The following is a 26,118-nucleotide window of genomic DNA, read 5'->3' as shown; positions in this document are numbered from 1 at the left end:
TAAATGCCCAAGGTGATTATGTATACAACAAGTTTTTGCCCTTATTGCAGAATGGCGGAAAACTTATTGCGCGCAAAGGGTGTGCAGGAAATTGAGAAAATCCGCGTTGATCTCGAGCCGCAACAACGTATCGAGATGATGGGGAAGACTGGGCGGCGTACCGTTCCGCAGATCTACATAGGCGAAAAGCATGTCGGCGGCTATGATGACCTGGCGCAACTGGATCGCGCAGGTGAATTGGCCGTTCTGCTGGCCAATTGATCAAGGGATCATGACTGATGCGCTGGCGGATCGTCATTTTAGGGTAATTTTTTAATTCACTACTTGGATAAGGTCAATATGAGTGAGCAACAGCAACCAGTTTTTGCCATAGAAAAAATCTATGTGAAGGATTTGTCCTTGGAGATCCCCAACGCACCAAATATCTTTCTGGAAAGAGATACACCGGAAATTAATTTGCAGCTTGGAACCAAGAGTCAAGGGATCGGCGAGGGGCTGTACGAGGTGCTGCTAACGGTAACGGTAACCGCTAAGATAAAAGACAAGATCATGTTCCTGGTTGAAGCACAACAGGCAGGAATTTTCCGTATCCGCAATATACCGAATGGAGAAATAGATCCTGTGCTGGGAATTGGATGTCCTAACATTCTCTTTCCTTATTTGCGGGAAGTGGTGTCGGATGTTGTGACGCGCGCGGGCTTCCCGCCGGTTATTCTCAATCCAGTTAATTTTGAGGCCATTTATCAGCAGAAAAGAGCGGAAACAAAGCCGAATTAAGAAGAACTGCGAATACGGAGGTGATGTGGCCATGGAGAAAAGCTCGCTGATTCATTCGTGCTGGTTAAAAAACAGAGTAAGTATTCCGTTGATCGGTGTTTTTCTGTTTCTTCCCGGTTACACCGTTGCCGACATAGAGTTTTTATCGATAGCTGAAAATTCCGCTGTGATGTATGACGCTCCGTCACTTAGGGCCGACAAATTATTTGTGGCGGACCGTCATCTTCCGGTCGAAGTTGTCGTGGATGTTGAGGGCTGGGCAAAAGTTCGTGATAGTAGCGGAAGTCTTGCCTGGGTTGAGAAGAAACTATTAAGCCCGCAGCGTTATGTTGTTGTGACGGTACCTTTTGCCGGTATCTACAAATCGGCCGATACGAACTCGGAATTGGTGTTTCAGGCCGAACAGAATATTGTTCTGGAATGGCTGGATTCCGATAGTAACGGTTGGGTAAAAGTGCGGCATTCCAGTGGTCAAACCGGTTATGTCAAAGCCAATCAGGTCTGGGGGTCATGAAAATTGCAGTGCTGGGCGCGGGTGCGTGGGGTTCCGCGTTAGCAATTAACCTATCGGCGCGTCATCGTATTCATCTGTGGACAAAAAATCCCGATCATGCTGCCGCAATGAATCGTCAACGAAAGAACCATGCTTATCTGCCGGATTATTCGTTACCCGAGTCTCTGAAGATTACTTCCGTGCTCGAAGAGGCATTGGAGGTTGCGGATCTTGCTCTAATCGTTGTGCCGGTTGCCGGTTTGCGCGACACATTACGTGCTATTGTTGCCGGTAATTTCAAGGTGCCTATCATCTGGGGATGCAAAGGGTTCGAATCAGAAACGACTTATTTGCCGCACCAAATTGCGGAAGAAGAATTTGCCGGCTTATTGCCACCCTGTGGCGTGTTGTCGGGGCCGAGTTTTGCCAAAGAAGTGGCTCAAGGTCTTCCGACCGCTTTAACATTGGCGTCGCGGGATGCCGATTTCGCACGTAAAATGGCGATGGAGCTGCATAGTGCAAAGCTGCGCATTTATACCAATGAGGATGTTGTCGGTGTCGAAACCGGAGGCGCGGTAAAGAATGTCATTACGATAGCGGCGGGTATCTCAGATGGCATCGGTTTCGGTCACAACGCACGTGCCGCTCTAATTACCCGAGGATTATTGGAAACTATGCGATTAGGGCTAGGTTTGGGCGGAAATAGGGAGACCTTCATGGGCTTGGCGGGTGTGGGTGATCTCATTCTGACTAGCACAGGTGATTTATCCAGGAACAGACAGGTAGGATTGATGCTGGCTGAAGGTAAGCCCCTGGACGATATTTTGAATACGCTAGGGCATGTTGCCGAAGGTGTGCATACAGCCAATTCAGTGTTGCAATTAGGTCATCGATTGAATATTGAAATGCCCATTACCCAAGCGGTATGCGATATTTTGCATGGTGTAGTATCCGCCAAGAGAGCGGTTGAGGTGTTGTTAAATCGCGAACAAAAATCAGAAATTTATTAGTGCGGAATTCCTTGTGTGAATTTAAGGTTAATTCTGCTTAATGATATTAATTGTTTGTTTCTGATCATCTTTATTTTCTGTTGACCCGATCGTTCTCGTTAAAATGGTTGATTCTCTTGATAAATGATGCAGTGGGTGAGCCTTAATATGCTTGACCAGGCGTTAACAGCTTGATATAAGAACGGCTGCAGTACTTGCTTGTGATTTAATTACCATTAACCAAGAAGGGGAATTATATGAACAAATCCGAACTTATCGAAGCTATCGCAAAATCGGCTAAAATTTCTAAGGCTTCAGCAGGCAGTGCATTGGATGGCGCATTAACTGCAATAAAAGGGGCGCTTAAGAAAAATGAAAGTGTGACTTTGGTCGGATTTGGGACTTTTAAAGTGGGCACAAGAGCTGCACGTACAGGCCGTAATCCCCGTACAGGCGCTGCCATTAAAATCAAGGCAGCGAAGGTTCCTAAATTCAGTGCTGGTAAAGCACTCAAAGATGCAGTAAACTAGCGCTCTTTTTTGACCGGGTGCTTAGCTCAGCTGGTAGAGCGTCGCCCTTACAAGGCGAATGTCGGCGGTTCGATCCCGTCAGCACCCACCAGTCAATTTTGCTAGTTCTAGGAGTGGTAGTTCAGTTGGTTAGAATACCGGCCTGTCACGCCGGGGGTCGCGGGTTCGAGTCCCGTCCACTCCGCCAAATAAAGTCAGCTTGCAGTAGTCAATTCATTAATTGCTGTTTCACTATCTAGCTTCTTAGGTTCTATTGTGTTTGATTTCGTCAATCGTAAAAAACGTATTGTTCAAGTCTTCATGGGCTTGTTAATATTGCCTTTTTTGTTCTGGGGTGTCGAGTCGTATCGTAACATGGGAGGGGAAGGTTATGTTGCGATCGTGGATGGTGAAGAGATACCGCGGCGCGAGTATGAGCAAGCATTACGTGATCATCATGAAAGAATGCGTTCTATGCTCGGGGCAAATTTCGATAGTGCAATGCTTGATACTTTTGAAGTAAAAAACTCGGTACTTGAGAGACTCATTCAGCAGCGATTATTGTACCGGGAAGCGACCGGAAACGGTTTTGCCGCGCTGGATTCGCAAGTTATCAAAACTATTCGGGATGTACCGGCCTTTCAAAAAGACAGCAAGTTTTCCAAGCAGCAATATGAGCAATTGTTGCGTGCTCAAGGTCTCACTCCGGCACTATTCGAGTCGCGCATTCGTCAGGAGCTTTTACTCCAGCAGTTGTTGGGCGGTTATAGTGATTATGCATTCGCTCCCAAAGTGGTAATCGAGAAGGTTCATTATTTGAGTGAAGTTAAGCGTGAAATTAATCAATCACAAATTGCGCCAGAGCAATTTGTGACGCAAGTAACGCCGGAAGAAAAAGACATAACCGCTTATTATGATAAACATAGAGCCGACTTTGATTTGCCGGAACGCGCGCGGGTTGAATATCTGGTTTTGTCGCTGGATGCGGTAGCCAAAAATGAAACAGTCAGTGATGAAGCGGTCACTGCTTATTTTTCCGAACATCAGCAGGAATTCGGTCAGCCGGAAGAACGCAAAGCTAGTCATATCTTGATCAGCATAGCGGCTGATGCATCAGATGAAGAAAAACAAGCTGCAAGAAATAAGGCTGAAAGCATACTGGAACAAGTCAAGCAGAATCCAGAGCAATTTGCGGAAATTGCCAAGCAAAACTCGGATGATCCTGGTTCGGCAATGCGGGGTGGAGATCTTGGATTCTTTGGCCGTGGGGTAATGGTTAAGGCTTTTGAAGATAAAATTTTTTCAATGCAGTTGGATGAAATTAGCGGTCTTGTAGAAACGGATTTTGGTCTTCATGTCATTAAACTGACTGCTATTAAAGAACAAAAACAACCCAGTCTGGGTGATGTTCGAGAGCAGATTGAGAATAAGCTCAAGTTGGAAATGGTGAGCAGTATCTTTGGAGAAATAGCTGAGGATTTCAGTAACGTCGTTTATGAGCAAGGCGATAGTTTGCAAGCTGCTGCAAAGAAGTTTGAATTATCTGTACAAACAAGTGACTGGATCACGAGAAACTCAGCGGAACCGGCAATTCTAAGTAATGACAAGTTATTATCGGCAATTTTCTCGGAGGATGCTGTTACAAATCACCGTAATACCGAAGCTATTGAAGTGAAACCTGATACGTTGGTGGCCGCTCGTGTTCTTGAGTATAAACCTGCAACGACGAGATCTCTTGAAGTTGTCAGAGATCAGATCGTAGATAAGCTCAAGAAGCAGATGGCTGAAGCGAGGGCTATTGAAGAAGGGCAAGCAAAGCTGGCGCGTTTGCAAGCAGGGGAAGATGTAAGCGATGTTACTTGGGGTGATGCAAAACAGATTTCATATATGCAGCCGCAAGGCTTGGATCCTGAGGCCTTGCGGGCGATTTTTAATACTGATACAAGCGCTTTGCCGGTTTATGCAGGGACGGTTAATTCAAAGGGCGGTTTTAATCTGATCAGGATCAATCGCGTCGTAGAGCCAGAATCTGCAGAAAAAGCTAAGCTGGATGGTTTTGCCAAACAGCTTCAGCAAATGATTACTCAAGAGGAAATGTCCGCCTACTTGGCCGCGATTAGGCAGCGCTATGAGGTAAAAGTCAAACAGGATAGCTTTTAAAATTAACTGAACTTACCTATCGCCGCGTATGTAGAAAATGACTTTCCAGTCCAGCCTCAATCATGAAGGTTGAACGCAACAGTATTAAAGCCTGCATCTACATATGTTATTTCTCCGGTAATGCCGCTAGCCAGATCACTGCATAAGAAAGCGGCAACATTACCGACCTCGTCGGTGGTTACATTGCGGCGTAACGGTGAAACTTTTTCGGTATAACCCAGTAATTTTCCAAAATTTCCGATGCCGGCAGCAGCCAGAGTTTTGATCGGTCCGGCGGAAATGGCGTTGACACGAATTCCTTTGGGGCCCAGGCTGGAAGCCATGAAACGGACATTCGCTTCAAGGCTGGCTTTAGCTAAGCCCATCACATTGTAATTAGGCATAACGCGGACAGCACCTAGATAACTCAATGTTAAAAGTGAGCCGTTGCGATTCTGCATTAAAGGCAATGCTGCTTTAGCAAGTGCGGAAAAGCTGTAGGCGCTGATGTCATGTGCAATGCGAAAAGCTTCCCGGCTAACACTTTCCAAATAATCACCGGTTAATGCCTCGCGTGGTGCAAATGCGATGGAATGAATAATACAATCCAGACCGTCCCAATGTTTCTGCAGGTTCTCAAAGCAGAGTGCGATTTCGGTGTCACTGGAAACATCGCAAGGAAACAACAGATTACTGTCAAATTCTGCAGCCAATTTTTCCACCCGGCTGCGAACCTCTTCACCTTGATAGGTAAAGGCCAACGAAGCACCTTCACGTTTCATGGCTTTTGCGATACCGTAAGCGATGGACCGGTTGCTGAGTAAGCCGGTAATAAGGACGCGTTTATTTGCCAGAAATCCCATACATTTTCCTTGTAAAATTGTGCGAATTGGCGAATTATAGCTGAAGGGCGGCGTAAGGTGGCGTTGAGAAAGGAAAGATATGCGCAGATGCATGGATTGCAGTGAATGAAAATGACATTGAGTACCAAGATTGTTTTATTGTGGGCATTGCTAGCACCTCTTTTGTTGACCGCATGCGGCGGAAATAATTGGAATAATCCCTATGCGGCTGAAGACGCGGTGAGAAATATTCTTTACACGGTGTTCACTGAACGTCCTAAGCATCTGGATCCGGTGCAATCATACAGTTCCAATGAAATTCAGTTTACTGCGCAGATTTATGAACCTCCCTTGCAGTATCATTACTTAAAACGGCCTTATGCATTAATCCCGGCTACTGCCCAGGAAATACCCGTGGTGAAGTACTTTGATGCGCAAGGTAATCAATTGCCGGATGATGCACGTGCGCACGCTATTGCATATAGTGCTTATGAAATTTCAATTCGACCGGGTATTTTTTATCAACCCCATCCAGCCTTTGCCAATGATGCGCGAGGTAATGGATTGTTTCATGATCTGAGTCAGCAGGAATTGGTGTCCATACACAAGCTTTCCGATTTTTCTCAAACTGGAACAAGAGAATTGGTGGCGGAAGATTATGTTTATCAGATCAAGCGTCTGGCGCATCCAAAATTGCATTCACCGATATATGGACTCATGGCCGATTACATCGCGGGACTTCGGGAGTATGCCGAGGTGCTCAAGCGGGTTGAGCAAAATCAACCAGAGGAAGAAATGTTTCTGGATCTGCGAGATTATCCGTTGGCAGGAGCGAAGGTGGTTGATCGATATACCTATCGCATAACCGTGATTGGTAAATATCCGCAATTTGTTTACTGGCTGGCTATGCCGTTTTTTGCACCGATTCCTTGGGAGGCGGATCGCTTTTATTCGCAACCTGGGTTAATCCAAAAAAATATTACACTGGATTGGTATCCGGTTGGCACCGGTCCTTATATGCTCACCGAAAATGATCCGAATTTACGAATGGTACTGGAAAAGAATCCGAATTTTCATGATGAGTATTATCCGAATGATGGTATGCCGGAGGACGAAGAAAACGGTTTATTAGCCGATGCCGCAAAGAAATTGCCCTTTATCGATAAGATTGTCTTCGTTCGGGAAAAGGAAAGCATTCCGCGCTGGAACAAATTCCTGCAAGGTTATTATGATGCCAGCGGTATCGGTTCGGATAGCTTTGATCAAGCCATACAATTAATTGGGCAAGGCGAAGCGACAGTGACTGAAGCGATGGCTGAGCAAGGGATAAGACTGGAGACAGCAGTTGCGGCGTCAACCTATTACATGGGGTTTAATATGCTTGACCCGTTGGTTGGCGGAGTCGATGAGAAATCGCGTGAGTCGGCTAGAAAATTGCGGCAGGCGATTTCGATCGCTGTCGATTACGAAGAATTCATTTCAATTTTTGCCAACGGTCGAGGGATGCCCGCTCAAAGTCCTATTTCACCGGGTATTGCAGGTTACCGGGAGGGTGAAGAAGGCATCAATCCGGTAGCATATGATTGGGTAAACGGTCAGCCGCGGCGTAAGTCAATTCAAACCGCCAAGGCTTTACTTGCGCAGGCGGGTTATCCGGACGGAATCGATCAACGAACCGGCGCGCCGCTCATTTTATATTTTGATGTGACTGCGCGTAGCGCCGAGGACCGATCCAGACTGGATTGGGTGCGTAAGCAATTTCAGAAGCTAAATATCCAGTTGGTGGTGAGAAGTACTGACTACAATCGCTTTCAAGATAAGATCCGGAAAGGGAATGCGCAGATTTTTGAGTGGGGTTGGAATGCCGACTACCCGGATGCGGAAAATTTTTTGTTCTTATTGCACGGACCGCAACGTAAAGTGGGAAATAGCGGCGAGAATGCCGCAAACTATCACAATGCGGAATATGATCGCCTGTTTGAACAGATGAAAAATATGGAGGATGGACCAGAGCGGCAACTGATTATTGATCGCATGGTCGAGATTCTGCGCTTTGATGCGCCGTGGCTGTGGGGCTATCACCCGAAAGACTACGGTTTATACCATTCGTGGTATCAGAATGTTAAGCCCAATCGAATATCGAATAATAATCTTAAGTATTTCAAGATAGATACTGAACTGAGGGCGCAAAAGCGAGCAGAATGGAATGAACCGGTACTATGGCCGGTTGCGTTGATTCTGGCTGTGCTGGCGGTAAGTTTTGTTCCGGCAATAAGCGCTTTCCGCCGTCACGAAAGCGGTACTGCGGTGCGTGCTGCTTCATAATCTATAATTTGGTTACATGCTAAGCTATATTGTCAGGCGTGTTTTTTACGCAATACCGATCTTGATCGGTGTCAATCTCATCACATTTGTGCTGTTTTTTGTCGTGAATACACCGGATGATATGGCGCGTATGCAGCTGGGTATTAAGTATGTAACACCGGAAGCGATTGAAAAATGGAAAGCGGAACGAGGTTACAATAAACCGCTACTGTTCAATCAAGAGGCGGGGAGGTTGGGTCAATTGACGGACACTATTTTCTTTGAGAAATCGTTATCCATGTTTGCTTTTGATTTCGGCCGGGCGGACGATGGCCGGGATATCGCACAGGAAATCAAGTCACGCATGCTGCCGAGTCTGGCTATTGCATTGCCGGTATTTGTTCTGGGATTGATTGTGTATATCACATTTGCGCTCCTGATGGTGTTTTTTCGCGCAACCTACATAGATTTTTTTGGCGTGGTTCTGTGTGTAGCATTGATGTCTATTTCTGGCCTGTTCTATATTATCGTCGGACAATTCTTGATTAGTAAGCTATGGCACTGGGTGCCCATATCCGGTTATGAGACGGGATTGGATGCGGCAAAGTTTTTGCTGCTGCCGGTTATTATCGGCGTAATCAGTAGCGCAGGATCCAATATCCGCTGGTATCGCACTCTATTTTTAGAGGAAATGAATAAGGAGTACGTGCGTACAGCCAGGGCAAAGGGATTGTCGGAGCGCATCGTTTTATTCCGGCATGTTCTGAGAAATGCATTAATTCCGATTTTGACCGGCGCAGTTGTCGTGGTGCCTTTATTGTTTCTCGGCAGTCTGCTGGTTGAATCGTTTTTTGGCATTCCGGGGTTGGGCAGTTACACCATTGATGCAATCAATTCGCAGGATTTTGCCATAGTGAGAGCGATGGTCTTTTTGGGTTCGATTCTTTATATCGTGGGTTTGGTCTTGACCGATATATCGTATACTCTAGTTGATCCACGAGTGCGATTGGCTTAAAAAGTTAGGTGTGCGATTTATTTGTTGATTTCGTTTTAATCGATTGCGAAATTTTTATAGTGTTCAAATGTGCGCAATTTAACGCAAACCCGATTTTCGCAAATATTTTCGATGAAATTAATTACTGACGCATATAACTTTTCGTTAAATCAAGATTGACTTATGGGGGCAATATATTCATAATTGCCAGTTTCGTTCGGAGGGGTTCCCGAGCGGTCAAAGGGATCAGACTGTAAATCTGACGGCTCTGCCTTCGAAGGTTCGAATCCTTCCCCCTCCACCAATTTAGGAAGCACAGCGAAATGGCTTGGCGATAGCTTGTGGCGAAGATTGGTTGATGTAGTGCTTCCAGTGAATAGTGCGGGTGTAGCTCAATGGTAGAGCAGAAGCCTTCCAAGCTTACGACGAGGGTTCGATTCCCTTCACCCGCTCCAATTGAGGGTTAGAAGGTAAACGGTTAATGGTTGTTGTTTATGCTTGCCCATGTAGCTCAGTGGTAGAGCACTCCCTTGGTAAGGGAGAGGTCACCAGTTCAATCCTGGTCATGGGCTCCATAGGTTGTATGTAAGTTGTATGGTCAAAGCACGCAAAGGGGAAACAGGACATGGCAAAGAGTAAATTTGAGCGGTCGAAGCCACACGTAAATGTTGGTACGATAGGACACGTTGACCACGGAAAGACGACGCTAACGGCGGCGATCACGACGATATTGACGAAGAAATTTGGCGGCGAAGCGAAGAGCTACGATCAGATTGACTCGGCACCGGAAGAACGTGCGCGTGGAATTACCATCAATACGGCGCATGTAGAATATGAGACAGCGAGTCGCCATTATGCGCATGTGGACTGTCCTGGGCACGCGGACTATGTGAAGAACATGATTACCGGTGCGGCGCAAATGGATGGAGCGATTCTGGTTGTGTCCGCAGCCGACGGACCGATGCCGCAAACGCGTGAGCATATATTGCTGGCGCGTCAAGTAGGTGTTCCGTACATTATCGTATACATGAACAAAGCGGATATGGTTGATGACGCCGAGTTGATTGAGTTGGTGGAGATGGAGATACGTGAACTGTTATCGAAGTACGATTTTCCAGGTGACGATACGCCAATCATTGTTGGCTCAGCGCTGAAAGCGTTAGAAGGAGACCAAAGCGATATCGGTGAACCTTCCATATTGAAACTGGCGGAAGCGCTGGATAGTTATATACCGCAACCGGAACGCGCGATTGACGGCGCATTCATTATGCCGGTTGAGGATGTGTTCTCGATTTCTGGCCGCGGAACGGTAGTAACCGGGCGTGTGGAAAGAGGTATTATCAAGGTAGGTGATGAAATTGAGATTGTTGGTCTCAAGCCCACACTGAAGACGGTTTGTACCGGCGTTGAAATGTTCCGCAAGTTACTGGATCAAGGTCAGGCTGGTGATAATGTGGGAATATTGTTACGGGGTACAAAACGGGAAGAGGTTGAGCGAGGTCAAGTGCTGGCAAAACCGGGCAGCATATCCCCTCACACCAAATTCACGGCAGAGATTTATGTGTTGAGTAAGGATGAAGGCGGAAGACATACACCTTTCTTTCCTGGCTATCGGCCGCAATTTTACTTTAGAACGACGGATGTTACGGGAGCGATAGAGTTGCCGGCGGGTACGGAGATGGTGATGCCTGGGGATAATGTATCGGTGACGGTGAATTTAATTGCGCCGATTGCGATGGAAGATGGGTTAAGGTTTGCGATACGTGAAGGCGGAAGAACGGTAGGTGCTGGTGTAGTCGCAAAAATTATTGAGTGATTTTTGATATATTTTTAAAACAATTGTTTTGGTGTGGTTTTAACCTTAGATACGTTCCAGTTAGAAGGCCAGTAGCTCAATTGGCAGAGCGTCGGTCTCCAAAACCGAAGGTTGGGGGTTCGATGCCCTCCTGGCCTGCCATAATGGATAGTGTTAAGTGTGTTGCAAGTCTAAAACAAAATAAGACTATTGCTTGTTGATCGATCAAAAAGCTATTCATGATTTTAAGAGATAAAAGGATTCAATCGACGTGAATAAACTGAAGCTTGCGCTTGTGTTTGTGTTCATTATTGCTGGTATAGCGGGATTCATTTATCTAAATGAAAGCGCTACGGTTGTGCGCATATTATCAATATTGGCGGGATTCGCGCTGGCTGCAGTTACTGCGAAATTTACAACTCAAGGTCAGGATTTTTATGTATTTTGCAGGGAATCTTCTGAAGAAGCAAAAAAGGTAGTATGGCCTAGTCGTAAGGAAACGCTTCAAACATCGGGTGTGGTGTTTGCATTTGTCATTGCGATGGCATTATTTTTATGGTTCATTGATGCTGCCTTGATGTCACTCGTAAAAATTTTGATGAGTCAAGATGCTTGATCACATTTCTCAGAGGAAAGAATGAGTAAGAAATGGTATGTGGTTCACGCTTATTCAGGTTATGAGAAAAGTGTACAACGTGCATTGAAGGATCGCATTGAGCGGGCTGGTATGCAAGATAAGTTTGGCCAAATTCTAGTGCCGGTTGAAGAGGTGATAGAAATGAAAAGTGGTCAGAAAAATATCAGTGAGCGCAAGTTTTTCCCGGGCTACGTATTGGTGGAAATGGAAATGTCTGATGATTCGTGGCATCTGGTCAAGAATACAGACAAAGTGACGGGTTTTGTGGGCGGCTCGGTCATGAAGCCTACGCCGATCAGTCAAAAGGAAGTTGATAATATACTTCATCAAATTCAGGAAGGTGTTGAAAAACCGAAACCGAAGATTCTGTTTGAAATCGGTGAGGCGGTTCGCGTCAAGGAAGGGCCATTTACGGATTTTCATGGCAATGTGGAAGATGTCAATTACGACAAGAGCAAACTCAGGGTTTCGGTTTCCATATTCGGGCGCCCAACACCTGTTGAATTGGATTTTAATCAAGTAGAGAAATCCTGATAGGGTATGGTCGTTGTTTTTATAATTGAAACTGCATTAAATTAAAGTTTTTTAGAGCGAATTATTGTTTATCACCGGGGAGAGCGAATAGTCGTTCGATTGTACCCATCGGGAGGATATTGTGGCAAAAAAAATTATCGGATATATAAAGTTACAAGTACCAGCCGGAAAAGCAAATCCGAGTCCGCCTATTGGGCCGGCACTTGGTCAGCGGCAGTTAAATATTATGGAATTCTGTAAAGCATTTAACGCGGCTACCCAGAAAATGGAACCGGGTTTGCCTGTGCCAGTGATCATTACTGCATATGCTGACAAAAGTTTTACGTTTGTCATGAAAACAACACCGGCATCAGTCTTAATTAAAAAGGCAGCGGGTGTCGGCAAAGGAAGTTCTAAACCGCATTTGGATAAAGTAGGAAAATTAAGTCGCAGTCAAGCTGAAGAAATTGCCAAAACAAAGATGCCGGATTTAACGGCGGCAGATTTGGATGCTGCGGTGCGTACAATTGCGGGGAGCGCGAGAAGTATGGGCATAGAAGTGGAGGGTATATAAAATGGCACATTCATCAAAGCGCTATAAAGCTATTGCCGGAAAAGTGGATCGTAATAAGACATATCCAATAGATGATGCATTAGGGTTAGTTAAAGAAGCAGCGACTGCAAAGTTTGATGAATCTATCGATGTTGCAGTTAATCTGGGAATTGATGCCAAGAAATCCGATCAAGCTGTGCGCGGTTCGGTAGTTTTGCCTGCAGGAACGGGAAAAACGGTTCGTGTCGCGGTGTTTGCACAAGGTGACAAAGCGAAAGAAGCGCAAGAAGCGGGGGCGGATATTGTTGGTTTTGATGATCTGGCGGCTGAGATTAAGGCCGGCAATATCAACTTTGATGTTGCTATTGCAAGTCCGGATGCCATGCGCGTTGTTGGTCAATTAGGTCAGATTCTGGGGCCGCGCAGTTTAATGCCGAATCCAAAAGTAGGCACCGTGACTGCAGATATCGCGGGGGCGGTTAAAAATGCTAAAGCCGGGCAAGTCCAATTTAGAGCGGATAAAACCGGAATTATACACTGCACGATTGGCAGGGCATCGTTTGATGCGAATGCATTAAAACAAAACCTGAAGGCATTGATTGAAGCATTGAATAAATCAAAACCTGCTTCGTCAAAAGGTGTTTATCTTAGAAAAATATCTGTTTCGAGCACTATGGGTATCGGTGTACGAATAGATCAAGCGAGTATTTCGTAATATAAAGAACTTTGGGCCACAGAATACACTATGTATTGGAGTGGATTATCAAAGACCGCTGGGGCGCACGAAAATAAATAAATCATGATAGATGTGATTTGTGGGGTGTCGCTTAATTATTCGGTAATCTTGAAGATGAAATCGTATAAATCATACGGTTTGTTTAATTCGGTATATTGAGTGCCCAGCGCAGATGGTGTACCCAAAACAGGAATCAGAGTCTTATTTTTCCTGGTTTAAGGTCACCGGTGTGTAGTGTTCGGGAAAGAGTATTTGTATAGATGAGCCGAATACTATTTTTAACTGATGGAGAGTGAACCTTGAGTCTTAATCTTGATGAGAAAAAAGCAATAGTGGCGGAAGTGGGGGCTCAAGTAGCTAATGCTCAAGCCATTATCATTGCAGAGTATCGAGGGATGGAAGTTGGTCAAATGACACAACTAAGAGCGAAAACTCGCGAGTCAGGAGTTTATTTTCATGTCATAAAAAATTCGTTGGTCCGCCGCGCCGTAGCAGATACACCATATGCGGAGTTGGCCAAACATATGGTTGGCCCGCTTGTTTACGGTATAAGCACTGATCCAGTGGCAGCTGCGAAGGTGTTGCATGAATTTTCTAGAGACAATGAAAAATTCGTAATTAAAGTTGGTGCAATTGGCGAGAAAGTGATATCACGTGATGAGATCACTGCACTCGCATCGTTGCCAAGTCGTGAAGAATTGCTGGCAAGATTGCTGGGAACAATGCAAGCACCTATTGCTAAGTTTGTACAAACATTAAATGAAGTACCTGCCCGATTTGTGCGCGGCTTAGCCATGGTACGAGACAGTAAATAGCATTCTTCAAGCTTCCTTAACGTAATACAGAAAATAACCAGGAGAAAATAATGGCTGTAACTAAAGATGATATATTAGAAGCAATTGCGAATATGACCGTACTTGAATTATCGCAATTGATTAAAGAGATGGAAGAAAAATTCGGTGTTTCTGCCGTTGCGACCGCTGCGGTTGCGGTTGCTGCTCCAAGCGGTGGTGCTGCTCCTGCGGCTGCAGAACAAACTGAATTTACGGTGATTCTGTCTTCTGCTGGTGAGAGCAAAGTCAATGTGATTAAAGTGGTAAGAGCGGTAACCGGACTAGGTTTGAAAGAAGCAAAAGACTTGGTTGATGGTGCACCAAAACCTGTTAAGGAAGGTGTTTCAAAAGAAGATGCGGCTGCAATCCAGAAACAGTTGGTCGAAGCTGGCGCTACTTGCGAAGTTAAGTAATAAAAAATTATAAATTTTCTGGGCTGGTAGGCTATTAAAGCCGCCAGCCTTTGATATTTTGACCATTTGATGCGTCATTTTGGGCATTTGAACAATTGATAGTTATCTGGCCTCAATCCTTCAATCCTCTGTCTTCTTCTGCCGGAGAAAATTCATGAGCTATTCGTTCACAGAGAAAAAACGTATCCGTAAAAGTTTTGCCAAACGTGCGAGCGTGTTGCCAATTCCGTTTCTTCTCGCTACTCAGCTCGAATCATATGCAGCCTTTTTGCAGGAAAATGTGGCACCTAATAAGCGCCAAAATCAGGGACTGCAGGCTGCTTTTAATTCAATATTTCCAATCGAAAGTCATACTAAAAATGCACGTCTTGATTTCATAAGCTATGAGCTTGGAACGCCTGTATTCGATGTCAAGGAATGTCAGCAACGTGGACTGACGTATGCATCGCCTTTGCGTGCAAGGGTAAGACTAACGATCATGGATAAGGAAATATCCAAGCCGACTGTCAAGGAAGTCAAGGAACAAGAAGTGTACATGGGTGAAATACCCCTGATGACTGAAACAGGCTCTTTTGTGATTAACGGTACTGAGCGCGTGATTGTTTCACAGCTGCATCGTTCACCTGGCGTATTTTTCGAGCATGATCGCGGTAAAACCCATTCGTCAGGAAAATTATTATTTTCCGCACGGATTATTCCTTACCGCGGATCGTGGCTGGATTTTGAATTCGATCCGAAGGATTGCTTATTTTTCAGGATCGACCGTCGTCGCAAAATGCCGGTCACTACCTTGTTGAAGGCAATCGGATGCACTTCTGAACAGATACTGCAAGAATTTTTCATTTTTGATTGCTTTCATTTCTCAGACAAAGGTATTCAGTTCGAACTTGTACCTGAACGCTTGCGAGGCGAAGTCGCGAGTTTCGATATTATAGGCAAAGGCAAAAAAGTCATTGTTCAGAAAGATAAACGCATAACGGCCAAACATATCCGCGAAATGCAGGAATCCAATATCGATCAGCTGGATGTGCCGGAAGATTTTTTATTGGGAAGAATACTGGCGCACAATTTAGTTGATAAGGAAACCGGTGAGTTTGTCGCGCTTGCCAATGACGAAATCACAGAAGATACAGTAACCAAGATTCGTAAAGCGGGCATAAAGAAGATTCATACGCTGTATGTGAACGATCTTAATTATGGTGCGTATATCTCACAAACACTGAAGATCGATGAAACGACCGATGAGATGAATGCCCAGGTTGCAATTTATCGTATGATGCGCCCGGGAGAGCCGCCGACAGAAGAAGCTGTTAAGGCCCTGTTCGCCGGTTTGTTCTACTCACCCGAGCGCTATGATTTATCAGTTGTCGGTAGAATGAAGTTTAATCGCCGAGTGGGTAGAACTGAGCTGACAGGATCGCAGACACTATCCAATGAAGATATTATCGCAGTTATTAAAATTCTGGTTGAACTGCGTAATGGCCGTGGTGAGATAGACGATATCGATCACCTTGGTAATCGCCGTGTGCGCTCGGTGGGCGAACTGGCGGAAAACCAATTCAGATCGGGACTGGTGCGTGTAGAACGTGCAGTGAAAGAACGGTTAAGTCAGGCAGAATCGGAAAATCTCATGCCGCATGATCTGATTAATGCAAAACCGGTTTCCGCAGCAGCACGGGAGTTCTTCGGTTCCAGTCAATTATCGCAATTCATGGATCAGACCAATCCATTGTCTGAGATCACGCATAAACGGCGTATTTCAGCTTTAGGACCAGGGGGATTAACGCGCGAAAGAGCGGGTTTTGAGGTGCGCGATGTGCATCCAACACATTATGGCCGGGTATGTCCGATTGAAACACCGGAAGGACCTAATATCGGTTTGATAAATTCGTTGGCGTTGTACGCGCGCACCAATGAGTATGGATTCATTGAAACACCGTACAGTAAAGTGAAAGATTGCCGGGTAACAGAAGAGATAGATTATCTGTCCGCAATTGAGGAAGGCAATTATATGATTGCCCAGGCGAATGCCGAGCTTGATGAGAATCATCGGCTGATTAGCGATATCGTATCCTGCCGTCACAAAAACGAGTTCGCATTATCTTCTCCGGAACGAATTGAGTATGTGGACGTGGCGCCGGCCCAGATTGTTTCGGTTGCCGCTTCGCTCATACCTTTTCTAGAGCATGATGATGCTAACCGCGCTTTGATGGGATCGAACATGCAACGCCAGGCTGTGCCATGCCTGCGCGCCGAAAAGCCATTTGTGGGTACGGGTATTGAACGCGTCGTAGCAGTGCATTCAGGAACTACCGTGCGTGCTAGGCGCGGCGGTATTGTGGATTATATTGATGCGAGCCGGATTGTGGTGCGAGTGCATGATGCAGAGACTCGCATGGGCGAAGTCGGTGTGGATATCTATAATCTTATTAAATATACACGTTCAAATCAGAATACCAATATTAATCAGCGTCCTCTGGTAAAGGTCGGCGATAATATCAGCAGGGACGATGTCATCGCGGATGGCGCTTCCACCGATATGGGGGAACTCGCACTGGGTCAGAACATGCTGGTGGCGTTTATGCCGTGGAATGGTTATAACTTTGAAGATTCCATTTTGATATCCGAACGGATTGTCGCCGAAGATCGTTTTACGTCGATACACATTGAAGAATTGTCCGTTGTGAGCAGGGATACCAAGCTTGGAACGGAAGAGATTACCGCTGATATTCCCAATTTGTCGGAACATCAACTAGGGCGTCTTGATGAATCGGGTATTGTTTATATCGGCGCGGAAGTTGAAGCAGGCGACGTATTAGTAGGAAAAGTCACACCAAAAGGTGAAACGCAATTAACACCGGAAGAGAAATTGCTGCGAGCAATTTTTGGTGAAAAAGCATCGGATGTAAAAGATACTTCACTGCGCGTACCGTCGGGAATCTCTGGAACAGTGATTGATGTGCAAGTATTTACGCGGGAAGGAATCGAACGTGATAAGCGCGCGCAAAAAATTATCGATGAGGAGTTGGATCGTTACAAAAAAGACCTGGCTGATCAATTACGTATTGTGGAAGAAGATGCATTTGAACGTATTGAACGCTTACTGACAGGTAAGATTGCAACCGGCGGGCCGAATAAGCTTGCCAAAGGGAAAGAAATCACGGTTGAATATCTAAAGAGCATCGATCCGCATTACTGGTTTGATATCCGCTTGGCCGACGAAGATGCTAGCATACAGCTGGAGCAAGTACGTGAGAGCATGGCGCTAAAACGTAAGGCGTTTGATGCTGCATTTGACGAAAAAAAGAAAAAACTCACACAGGGAGATGAACTAGCCCCTGGTGTGCAGAAAATGGTGAAGATTTATATCGCAATTAAACGGCGATTGCAGCCAGGCGATAAAATGGCAGGGCGTCACGGTAACAAGGGTGTGATCTCGAAAATCGTACCTTTGGAAGATATGCCCTATATGGCGGATGGAACGCCAGTCGATGTCGTGCTAAATCCATTGGGTGTTCCTTCCCGGATGAACGTAGGGCAGATTCTTGAAGTACACTTGGGGTGGGCGGCGAAGGGACTTGGCAGGAAAATCGATGAAATGCTGAAAACTCAAAAGAATGCTAGTGAAATTCGAGAGTTTCTGAACAAAATTTATAATGGCAGTGGTAAAAAAGAGGATATCTCCTCGCTATCGGATAGTGAAATTCTATCGCTAGCGGAAAATCTGACTGAGGGAGTCCCGTTCGCAACGCCTGTTTTTGATGGAGCAACCGAGGAAGAGATCAAAGACATGCTGGAACTGGCTGGATTGCCGCGATCAGGTCAGATTACCTTGTACGATGGCCGGACTGGTGAAGCTTTCGATCGCCCCGTCACGGTTGGCTATATGCATGTTCTAAAACTGCATCATTTGGTGGATGATAAGATGCATGCGCGTTCCACCGGTCCTTATAGCTTGGTAACGCAGCAACCATTGGGTGGTAAAGCGCAATTCGGCGGACAGCGTTTTGGTGAGATGGAGGTTTGGGCATTGGAAGCTTATGGTGCGGCTTATACCTTGCAGGAAATGTTGACTGTGAAATCGGATGACGTCACTGGGCGTACTAAAGTATATGAAAGTATTGTCAAGGGTGATCATAAGATTGATGCTGGAATGCCGGAATCATTCAATGTGCTGGTAAAAGAAATACGTTCATTAGGAATGGATATTGATTTGGAACAATATTGATTGTTCCGGATTTTGCGTGATCGAACGATTTTTTAGCTATTAGTACCGACTCATATAACTATTATTGCCCCCTGATTGACAGGAGTGACAAATGAAAGCACTGTTAGATTTATTTAAACAAGTTACTCATAAAGAAGAATTTGATGCCATCAAGATTGGCCTTGCGTCACCCGAGAAAATACGCTCATGGTCTTATGGTGAAGTAAAAAAACCGGAAACGATCAATTACCGTACATTCAAACCGGAAAGGGATGGTCTGTTTTGCGCCAAGATTTTTGGGCCGGTGAAAGATTATGAGTGCTTGTGCGGTAAATACAAGCGCTTGAAGCACCGCGGCGTTATTTGTGAAAAATGCGGCGTTGAAGTGACGCTATCAAAAGTTCGCCGCGAGCGAATGGGGCATATCGAGCTTGCTTCGCCGGTTTCGCATATCTGGTTTCTAAAATCGTTGCCTTCGCGCCTTGGCATGGTGTTAGACATGACCTTGCGAGACATTGAGCGAGTACTTTATTTTGAAGCTTATGTGGTGACCGATCCGGGCATGACGCCATTAACACGCTGTCAGTTATTGACCGAGGATGATTATTTAATCAAAACGGAAGAGTATGGCGATGATTTCAGTGCCAGCATGGGAGCGGAGGGTATCCGGGATTTATTGAGTAATCTCGATATAAGCGCGGAAATCGAAAGCCTGCGGCGTGAATTGGAAAGCACAGGTTCCGAGACGAAGATTAAGAAAATCTCTAAGCGTCTTAAGCTGCTTGAAGCCTTTAATAAATCAGGAATTAAACCGCAATGGATGGTGTTGACGGTTTTGCCTGTATTGCCGCCAGACCTTCGTCCGCTAGTGCCGCTGGATGGCGGGCGTTTTGCGACTTCTGATTTGAATGATTTGTATCGTCGTGTCATCAATCGTAACAATCGGCTTAAGCGGCTGCTGGAATTGAAAGCGCCGGAAATTATTGTTCGTAATGAAAAGCGAATGCTGCAAGAGGCCGTTGATTCGTTACTGGATAATGGCCGTCGCGGAAAAGCGATGACGGGTGCGAATAAGCGTGCGCTCAAATCTTTGGCCGATATGATTAAAGGTAAAGGCGGCCGCTTCCGTCAAAATCTGCTGGGTAAGCGTGTCGACTATTCAGGACGTTCGGTAATCGTTGTCGGACCTCAGCTGAAACTGCATCAATGCGGATTACCGAAGAAAATGGCGCTTGAGCTATTTAAACCCTTTATCTTCAATAAGCTGGAGCTGATGGGGATAGCAAGCACGATAAAAGCCGCCAAGCGTGAGGTTGAGAATGAGAGTGCGGTGGTATGGGACATCTTGGAAGATGTGATCCGCGAGCATCCAGTCATGCTGAACCGCGCGCCAACGTTGCATCGATTAGGTATACAAGCTTTTGAGCCAGTGCTGGTTGAAGGTAAAGCAATTCAATTGCATCCGTTAGTATGCGCGGCTTTTAATGCTGACTTTGACGGTGACCAAATGGCCGTGCATGTTCCGCTTTCGTTGGAAGCGCAAATGGAATGCCGCACCTTAATGATGTCAACCAATAACGTACTATCACCTGCTAATGGTGAACCGATTATAGTGCCATCGCAAGATATCGTGCTTGGACTCTACTATACAACGCGCGAAAAGATTGGTGCGCGTGGAGAAGGTATGATATTTCAAAACGTGAATGAAGTTTCGCGTGCCTATGAAACACGTAATGCAGAGCTGAATGCCAAAATTACGGTTAGGATTAAAGAATATGAAACGAACGCAGATGGTGAACGTTCTGAAAAAATCACCCGTTATGAAACAACGGTAGGCCGAGCCTTACTATTTGAAATTTTTCCGCCAGAACTGCCCTTTTCGCTTCTTAACAAGGCGCTTAAAAAGAAAGAGATTTCAAAACTCATCAACGCCAGCTTTAGACGGTGCGGATTGCGCGAAACCGTTATTTTTGCGGATAAACTGATGTATGCGGGCTTCAGCTACGCAACACGTGCGGGAATATCCATTTGTGCGGATGATATGCTGGTGCCGACGCAAAAAGGCGATATTATCGCGGCAGCGGAAAAAGAAGTGAAAGAGATTGAAGGGCAATATACTTCAGGTTTGGTGACTCAAGGCGAACGCTATAACAAAGTTGTGGATATTTGGGGGCGCGCGGGTGATCAGGTTGCAAAAGCGATGATGAATCAACTCGGCGTTGAACCAGTACATGATCAAATTACCAGCAAGATCAAATTGAGTGAGGATGGTAAACCGCTAACGCAAGAGTCTTTCAATTCGATCTACATGATGGCGGATTCCGGTGCGCGCGGCTCAGCGGCACAAATACGTCAGCTGTCGGGGATGCGGGGATTGATGGCGAAACCGGACGGATCGATCATTGAGACTCCAATTACCGCTAATTTCCGTGAAGGATTGAATGTATTGCAATACTTCATTTCCACACATGGTGCTCGTAAAGGTTTGGCGGATACGGCATTAAAAACAGCAAACTCAGGCTATCTAACGCGGCGTTTGGTTGATGTCACGCAGGATCTTGTTGTCACCGAAGAAGATTGTGGCACAGGCAACGGCGTTGTGATGAAGGCACTGGTAGAAGGCGGTGAGATTATTGAAGCATTGCGGGAACGGATTCTTGGCAGGGTTGTAGCAATCGATTTGGTCAATCCCGAAAATCAGGAAGTCGTTTTTGCCGCAGGTGAATTGTTAGATGAAGACGCTGTCGATTTAATTGAGTCATTGGGCATCGATGAAGTAAAAGTTCGCACACCCTTGACTTGTGAAACGCGTTACGGGTTATGCGCTAAATGCTATGGCCGGGATCTGGGACGCGGTACCCCGGTCAATGTCGGCGAAGCAGTAGGTGTCATTGCAGCTCAATCGATTGGCGAGCCGGGAACGCAGTTAACAATGCGCACATTCCATATCGGTGGTGCAGCATCGAGAACCGCCGTTGTCAGTCAGGTTGAAAGTAAGTCAAGCGGCGTAGTGCATTACTCATCCACGATGCGTTATGTAACCAATGCGCAAAATGAATTAATCGCCATATCGCGCAGTGGTGAAATCATTATTCAAGATGAGAATGGCCGTGAGCGTGAAAGGCATAAAGCATCATATGGTGCGACATTGATGGTGCGCAATGGTGAAACGGTTAAAGCAGGTCAAATACTGACTACTTGGGATCCGCATACGCGACCGATTATCACCGAGTATAGCGGCAAGGTTCGTTTCGAGAATGTCGAGGAAGGCGTGACGGTTGCCAAGCAAATCGATGAAGTAACCGGATTGTCGACATTGGTGGTTATTGATCCGAAGCGTCGTGGTGTATTGCAATCAAAAGGCCTGCGTCCTTTGGTGAAATTCTTGGATGACGACGGCAATGAGATTAAAATGGTTGGAAGTAATCAGTCTGTGAGTATTACATTCCAGATTGGTTGTATCATTACTGTACGTGACGGGCAGCAAGTAAGTGTCGGTGAGGTATTGGCACGAATTCCGCAAGAAACGTCCAAAACACGGGATATTACCGGTGGCTTGCCGCGCGTAGCTGAACTGTTTGAGGCACGATCACCAAAAGATGCCGGTATGCTGGCCGAAGTAACCGGTATCGTGTCGTTCGGGAAAGATACCAAAGGTAAGCAGCGGCTTGTTATCACTGATCTGGAAGGTGTCGTTCATGAGTATCTCATACCGAAGGATAAACATGTCATGGCGCATGATGGACAAGTTGTCAACAAAGGCGAGATTATCGTTGACGGCCCGGCTGATCCACGTGACATACTGCGTTTACAAGGTGTCGAAGCATTAGCGCGCTACATTACCGATGAAGTTCAAGATGTATATCGTTTGCAAGGTGTCAGGATAAACGACAAGCACATTGAAGTCATCGTGCGTCAAATGTTACGGCGAGTGCAGGTTGTTAATGCCGGGGATTCGTCATTTATACCCGGAGAACAGGTTGAGCGAGCTGATTTGTTGATCGAAAATGAACGGCTGATCGCAGAGAAAAAAATGCCGGCTACCTACGAGTTCTTACTGCTTGGTATTACAAAAGCATCACTGTCAACGGATTCTTTCATCTCAGCTGCATCATTCCAGGAAACAACACGAGTGTTAACTGAGGCGGCCATCATGGGTAAGAAAGATGATTTGCGAGGGCTGAAAGAGAATGTTATTGTCGGTAGGCTTGTGCCAGCAGGGACGGGATTGTCTTTTCACAGCAAACGAAGAAATCAAGAAAAGTTATCCGAGTCAGGTTTGGAATCAGATATTTCAATAGATAACACAGTCTAGCAATTAAAAGCCTACTATTCGATTATCAATATCGTCCCTTGACAGGTAATGAAGTACTAAGTAGTCTTTGCAGCTGTGTGGCTATTACTGAGGTCATGATAGATGATCAAAGTTTGAGGTAAAGCAAGAGAGGAAGGTGAGCATTTGCTAAACTCCTCATAGGTAGATTGAGAAAAAATAAAAAGAGAAGGAATAGAAGGAAGGCGAAGGGTTAAAAGAGAATGGAAAACCAAAGGAGAGAGAGATGAAAGGCAAGCTATGGCCGAAGATAGTAGCGGCGATGTTGGGTGGGTTGCTGATAGGAGCGGCGCACGCGAACATACCGAGCGTACCGAACGAATTATATGAAGCGTTGAAACTGGATCGAGAGAAAGTAACGCCGAAGGAATTGCACGAAGCGCTGGTTAAGCGTTACAAGGATCCTGCGCAAGGAGCGGGCCGCGGCACGCTGGCGCAATATTGGGAACCGATTCCGTATGGAATTTACCTGGATCCGGCGACATTTTACAAATCGCCTACCACGAACAAAGAAGTTGCGAGCCGTAAAGAATGCGTGGAATGCCACACCGACGAATCGCCGGTATGGGTACAAGCGTGGAAGAGAAGCAGCCATGCGAACCTGGACAAAGTCCGCAATCTGAAACCGGGCGATCCTACTTTTTATAAGAAAGCCAAACTGGAAGACATCGAAAAGAACCTACGCTCGATGGGCAGACTGGCTGAAGGTGAAAACCTGAAAGAAGTCGGCTGTATCGACTGCCACGTAGACATTGGCGCGAAGAAAAAAGCCGATCACACCAAAGACATCAGAATGCCGACGGCGGACGTATGCGGTACCTGTCACCTGCAAGAATTTGCAGAACGTGAATCGGAACGCGACACGATGATCTGGCCGCACGACCAATGGCCGGATGGACGTCCATCGCATGCGCTGGACTACAAAGCCAACGTGGAAACCACGGTATGGGCAGCGATGCCGCAACGCGAAGTAGCCGAAGGCTGCTCGATGTGCCACACCAACCAAAACAAATGTGACTCCTGCCACACCCGTCACGAATTCTCAGCAGCGGAATCCCGCAGACCGGAAGCCTGCGCAACCTGTCACAGCGGCGTAGACCACAACAACTGGGAAGCTTACTCCATGTCCAAGCACGGCAAGATTGTCGGCATGCTGGGTAACCAATGGAACTGGGAAGCACCGTTAAAAGACGCCTATGCAGTAGGCGGACAAAGCGCGCCAACCTGCGCCGGCTGCCACATGGAATACGAAGGCGAATACAGCCACAACATGGTTAGAAAAATCCGCTGGGCGAACTATCCGTTTGTTCCTGGGATTGCTGAAAACATCAAGAGCGAATGGTCGGAAAAACGTCTGGACTCATGGGTCGTGACTTGTACCCAATGCCACTCGGAACGTTTTGCCCGCTCCTACCTCGACCTGATGGACAGAGGCACGCTGGAAGGACTGGCTAAATACCAAGAAGCCAACGCTATCGTACACCAACTGTACAAGGAAGGCTTATTGACAGGGCAAAAAACCAACCGCCCTGCACCACCTGCACCGGAAAAAGAAGGCTATGCATACTTTGCCCAACTGTTCTGGTCGAAAGGCAACAGCCCTGCAGCGATCGAGCTGAAAGTGCTGGAAATGCATGAAAACGACCTGGCTAAAATGCACGTAGGCTTAGCGCACGTCAACCCGGGCGGCTGGACTTACACCGAAGGCTGGGGGCCGATCAACCGCGCCTACGTTGAAATTCAAGACGAAAACACCCGCATCCGTGAAATGGTTGCACTGCAAGAACGTGTTAAGAATCTTGAAAGCAAGAAAACCAGTCTACTCGACTTAGACGGCACAGCAGAGAAAATCTCGCTGGGCGGTTTAGGCGGTGGCATGCTGCTGGCCGGAACACTGGCTCTGGCAGGCTGGCGCAAACGTAAGCAAAGCGAAGCTTGATAAGCGCTAACGCAGAAGATCGCACTGCCAAGGCAGTGCGATCGGGAGACAAGCTACTCCCGTCATTAGGGATCCTCCTGGTGACGGGAGGTTTGCTTTTGTTGGGCTGGTTTACATATATATGGTTCAAACCGGTACCGGCCCCCTATCACTATCAACTGGTTGCGGAAGGCGACAGCCGGAAGTTCAGCAAAATGGACCTGGAAGGCTGGCCGGAACTGAAGCTCAGCCAATACAAAGTACAAGCCGACGGAGTAACCAAACCGATAGCCGAATTCATGGTAGCGCGGCAAGAAGGCGGAGCGCCGGTACTGATCTACTGGAAGAACAGCACCAACGAAATACTGTACAACTTCGACCGCAAACCATCGGAACTCAGTGCGCTGGCCGCCGTAATCAAAAGACACGCGCCGAAAGACGCCCTGATACTGTCCTGGTGGGATACCTCGCGGCAACTCAAACTGCTCACCGGCAACGACACGCTCTTTACCAGCCACCTGAACGAACCGCTGATGATACCGGTGCCCTGGCTGGAACAAAGCGAAGCCATCCAAGCCTATGAAAACCAATTCTGGGAAAGCAAAGCCAGTCAAAAAGAACGCGCACAATTCAAACGCTTCAGCGAAGCCCTGACAGCCCCTGCGGAAGAAGGCGTCAAGCAACTGCGGGAACTGGTAGGCTCAGACCGGGAAACCTACGTCATCGTACACGTCACCGACCTATACAAAGTCGGACTCATGCACCCGGACAAAATTGGCGTAGCGTTTCAGAACTTCCCGATGACCGGCAACATGCACGGCATGATCAACCAAATGAAAGTGCAACTGAAGGAAAACGACTTCAACACCTACACCCTGCAATCGGTCGCGGACGAAGAAATCAGAGTATTCTTCCTGAGCGATGAAAAGAGCAGTCAAACGCTACTGGCCAGAATGCTGCCGTTTGTCGACAAGAAAGCCCCGACGGAACTGGAAGTAGCGCAACTGATCTATCAACAAGGCGGCTACTGGGTTTACAAACTACCATAAACGGCAACGCCAGCAAAATAGCCATTTACACAATGCGGCGATAGCGTACAATACGAAGCCAACAAACTTGAATTAAAAAAAGCA

General features: G+C 46.5%; 20 protein-coding genes and 6 tRNA genes. 25 read left to right on the top strand and 1 reads right to left on the bottom strand.

Annotated features, from left to right (window positions below; genetic code table 11):
* Positions 1 to 3 precede the first annotated feature (3 nt).
* The 8 genes from grxC (at position 4) to HRU77_05660 (ending at position 4,928) form a co-directional block, all read left to right on the top strand.
* Entirely contained in the window at positions 4 to 261 is a 258-nt protein-coding gene (gene grxC / locus HRU77_05695; GenBank protein ID QOJ20229.1) for a glutaredoxin 3, read from the top strand.
* A gap of 78 nt (positions 262 to 339) precedes the next feature.
* Positions 340 to 777: a protein-export chaperone SecB gene (secB, locus tag HRU77_05690; GenBank protein QOJ20228.1), complete on the top strand. Its 438-nt coding sequence runs from the start codon at positions 340 to 342 to the stop codon at positions 775 to 777.
* Between the two features lie 31 nt (positions 778 to 808).
* Positions 809 to 1,291 (top strand): SH3 domain-containing protein, encoded by a 483-nt coding sequence (locus HRU77_05685; protein ID QOJ20227.1) that lies wholly within the window; start codon positions 809 to 811, stop codon positions 1,289 to 1,291.
* Positions 1,288 to 2,280 (top strand): NAD(P)-dependent glycerol-3-phosphate dehydrogenase, encoded by a 993-nt coding sequence (locus HRU77_05680; GenBank protein ID QOJ20226.1) that lies wholly within the window; start codon positions 1,288 to 1,290, stop codon positions 2,278 to 2,280. Before HRU77_05685 ends, HRU77_05680 begins: the two co-directional genes overlap by 4 nt.
* Positions 2,281 to 2,516: 236 nt before the next feature.
* Positions 2,517 to 2,789, top strand: coding sequence for an HU family DNA-binding protein (locus HRU77_05675; GenBank protein ID QOJ20225.1), 273 nt, complete (start codon positions 2,517 to 2,519; stop codon positions 2,787 to 2,789).
* A gap of 15 nt (positions 2,790 to 2,804) precedes the next feature.
* Positions 2,805 to 2,880, top strand: a tRNA-Val gene (locus HRU77_05670).
* 19 nt (positions 2,881 to 2,899) lie between these two features.
* Positions 2,900 to 2,976, top strand: a tRNA-Asp gene (locus HRU77_05665).
* Between the two features lie 68 nt (positions 2,977 to 3,044).
* Positions 3,045 to 4,928: a SurA N-terminal domain-containing protein gene (locus tag HRU77_05660; protein QOJ20224.1), complete on the top strand. Its 1,884-nt coding sequence runs from the start codon at positions 3,045 to 3,047 to the stop codon at positions 4,926 to 4,928.
* Positions 4,929 to 4,984: 56 nt separating this feature from the next.
* Here HRU77_05660 and fabI read toward each other — a convergent pair whose 3' ends face one another.
* On the bottom strand, positions 4,985 to 5,770 hold the full coding sequence (fabI, locus tag HRU77_05655; protein ID QOJ20223.1) for an enoyl-ACP reductase FabI: 786 nt from the start codon (positions 5,768 to 5,770) through the stop codon (positions 4,985 to 4,987).
* A 111-nt stretch (positions 5,771 to 5,881) separates the two neighbouring features.
* On the opposite strand from fabI, the gene HRU77_05650 reads away from it, so the two are divergent.
* From HRU77_05650 to haoB, 17 genes are all read left to right on the top strand, one after another.
* A complete protein-coding gene (locus tag HRU77_05650) occupies positions 5,882 to 8,074 on the top strand; it encodes an ABC transporter substrate-binding protein (GenBank protein ID QOJ22074.1) in 2,193 nt (730 codons plus the stop codon).
* A gap of 16 nt (positions 8,075 to 8,090) precedes the next feature.
* Positions 8,091 to 9,068 carry an ABC transporter permease gene (locus HRU77_05645; GenBank protein QOJ20222.1) on the top strand — a complete coding sequence of 326 codons (978 nt, stop codon included), beginning with the start codon at positions 8,091 to 8,093 and terminating at the stop codon, positions 9,066 to 9,068.
* A gap of 198 nt (positions 9,069 to 9,266) precedes the next feature.
* Positions 9,267 to 9,351, top strand: a tRNA-Tyr gene (locus tag HRU77_05640).
* A 77-nt stretch (positions 9,352 to 9,428) separates the two neighbouring features.
* Positions 9,429 to 9,502, top strand: a tRNA-Gly gene (locus HRU77_05635).
* A gap of 45 nt (positions 9,503 to 9,547) precedes the next feature.
* Positions 9,548 to 9,622 (top strand) — tRNA-Thr (locus HRU77_05630).
* A 50-nt stretch (positions 9,623 to 9,672) separates the two neighbouring features.
* On the top strand, positions 9,673 to 10,863 hold the full coding sequence (gene tuf, locus HRU77_05625) for an elongation factor Tu (GenBank protein ID QOJ20221.1): 1,191 nt from the start codon (positions 9,673 to 9,675) through the stop codon (positions 10,861 to 10,863).
* A 65-nt stretch (positions 10,864 to 10,928) separates the two neighbouring features.
* Positions 10,929 to 11,004, top strand: a tRNA-Trp gene (locus tag HRU77_05620).
* Positions 11,005 to 11,113: 109 nt separating this feature from the next.
* The gene (secE, locus tag HRU77_05615; protein ID QOJ20220.1) at positions 11,114 to 11,458 is read left to right on the top strand and encodes a preprotein translocase subunit SecE; all 345 of its coding nucleotides are present in this window, start codon (positions 11,114 to 11,116) and stop codon (positions 11,456 to 11,458) included.
* Positions 11,459 to 11,479: 21 nt separating this feature from the next.
* Complete coding sequence (gene nusG, locus HRU77_05610) at positions 11,480 to 12,013, top strand: transcription termination/antitermination protein NusG (protein ID QOJ20219.1); 534 nt, start codon at positions 11,480 to 11,482, stop codon at positions 12,011 to 12,013.
* 121 nt (positions 12,014 to 12,134) lie between these two features.
* Positions 12,135 to 12,566: a 50S ribosomal protein L11 gene (gene rplK / locus HRU77_05605; GenBank protein QOJ20218.1), complete on the top strand. Its 432-nt coding sequence runs from the start codon at positions 12,135 to 12,137 to the stop codon at positions 12,564 to 12,566.
* Between the two features lies 1 nt (position 12,567).
* Entirely contained in the window at positions 12,568 to 13,260 is a 693-nt protein-coding gene (rplA, locus tag HRU77_05600; protein QOJ20217.1) for a 50S ribosomal protein L1, read from the top strand.
* Between the two features lie 320 nt (positions 13,261 to 13,580).
* Complete coding sequence (gene rplJ, locus HRU77_05595; protein QOJ20216.1) at positions 13,581 to 14,096, top strand: 50S ribosomal protein L10; 516 nt, start codon at positions 13,581 to 13,583, stop codon at positions 14,094 to 14,096.
* 50 nt (positions 14,097 to 14,146) lie between these two features.
* The gene (rplL, locus tag HRU77_05590; GenBank protein QOJ20215.1) at positions 14,147 to 14,527 is read left to right on the top strand and encodes a 50S ribosomal protein L7/L12; all 381 of its coding nucleotides are present in this window, start codon (positions 14,147 to 14,149) and stop codon (positions 14,525 to 14,527) included.
* Positions 14,528 to 14,681: 154 nt separating this feature from the next.
* Positions 14,682 to 18,755 (top strand): DNA-directed RNA polymerase subunit beta, encoded by a 4,074-nt coding sequence (rpoB, locus tag HRU77_05585; protein ID QOJ20214.1) that lies wholly within the window; start codon positions 14,682 to 14,684, stop codon positions 18,753 to 18,755.
* A 91-nt stretch (positions 18,756 to 18,846) separates the two neighbouring features.
* Positions 18,847 to 23,049, top strand: coding sequence for a DNA-directed RNA polymerase subunit beta' (gene rpoC, locus HRU77_05580; GenBank protein QOJ20213.1), 4,203 nt, complete (start codon positions 18,847 to 18,849; stop codon positions 23,047 to 23,049).
* Positions 23,050 to 23,293: 244 nt separating this feature from the next.
* On the top strand, positions 23,294 to 25,006 hold the full coding sequence (locus HRU77_05575) for a hydroxylamine reductase (protein ID QOJ20212.1): 1,713 nt from the start codon (positions 23,294 to 23,296) through the stop codon (positions 25,004 to 25,006).
* The gene (haoB, locus tag HRU77_05570) at positions 25,003 to 26,034 is read left to right on the top strand and encodes a hydroxylamine oxidation protein HaoB (GenBank protein QOJ20211.1); all 1,032 of its coding nucleotides are present in this window, start codon (positions 25,003 to 25,005) and stop codon (positions 26,032 to 26,034) included. The genes HRU77_05575 and haoB overlap by 4 nt, the downstream gene beginning before the upstream one ends.
* The last annotated feature ends 84 nt before the right edge of the window (positions 26,035 to 26,118 follow it).

It is taken from the genome of Gammaproteobacteria bacterium (assembly GCA_015709615.1).
Classification (GTDB): Bacteria; Pseudomonadota; Gammaproteobacteria; order Burkholderiales; family Nitrosomonadaceae; genus Nitrosomonas.
The sequence above is the reverse complement of the archived record's forward strand: the minus strand, read 5'-3'. Positions and strand labels throughout refer to the sequence as shown.